Source organism: Nocardia sp. NPDC004718, from assembly GCF_053601535.1.
Map to the genome: position 1 here is coordinate 1 of NZ_JBSGCA010000177.1, position 1,118 is coordinate 1,118.

Annotated in this window: 1 pseudogene; it reads left to right on the forward strand. The window is 66.2% G+C overall.

The window, feature by feature from the left end:
- Nucleotides 1-118: 118 nt before the first annotated feature.
- Nucleotides 119-1,118, forward strand: a pseudogene (locus ACWEH3_RS36210) (IS481 family transposase).

Sequence of the window (1,118 nt, forward strand, 5' to 3'; positions counted from 1 at the left end):
TGTGATGTCCAGGGAGGTTGTCCGGCCTACTCACTGTGGTGAGTCCGGCTGACAGGTGAAGGCCTCCGGCTGTGAAGTGGAGCTGTCTAGGAACCGCTTCACGAGCCCGGAGACCTTCGTGTCCCACGCTAACGCAACACTCACCCCGATCACCCGTCTGCGACTGGCACGGTTGATCGTCGATCGCGGCTGGACTTATCGCGCGGCAGCGAAAATGTTCATGGTCTCCCCACCCACGGCCAGGAAGTGGGCCGACCGTTACCGGACCGAAGGCGTAGCCGGGATGACCGACCGCAGCTCACGCCCGCATACCAGCCCGAACAAGACCACCCCGCAGCTCGTACGCGCCATCGTCGCACTGCGCTGGCGGCACCGGCTGGGACCGGTACAGATCGCCGGGCGGCTCGATATGGCAGCCTCGACCGTGCACGCGGTCCTGGTGCGTTGCCGCATCAACCGGCTCTCCCGTATCGACCGAGTCACCGGCGAACCCTTACGCCGCTACGAGCACGACCATCCCGGATCATTGGTCCATGTCGATGTCACCAAGTTCGCCCACATCCCCGACGGCGGTGGCCACAAATTCCTCACCCCGCCGCCAAGGCAAGCTCAACGCCGTCCAGACCGCGCGGCGCACCGGCAAGCGCGGCAACCAGTACCGGCCTCTGATCGGGATTGCGTTCGTGCACACCGTCATCGACGACCACTCCCGCATGGCATACGCCGAGATCCGCGCCGACGAGAAAGCCGCCACCGCGATCGAGGTACTCCAGCACGCAGCGGCGTGGTTCGCCGACCACGGCGTCACCATCGAACGAGTGCTCTCCGACAACGGGTCGGCCTACCGGTCCCACGCCTGGCGCGAGGCCTGCGACGAACCGCGCATCACCCACAAGCGGACCCGCCCCTACCGGCCCCAGACCAACGGCAAGATCGAACGCTTCCACCGCACCCTCGCCGACGGCTGGGCCTACGCCCGCTTCTACCAATCGACCGAACACCGCAACCAAGCCCTACCCGACTGGCTCCACTTCCACAATCACCACCGAGCCCACTCCGCCATCGGCGGTCGCCCACCGGTCACCCGACTGACCAACCTCCCCGGACATCACAGCTAG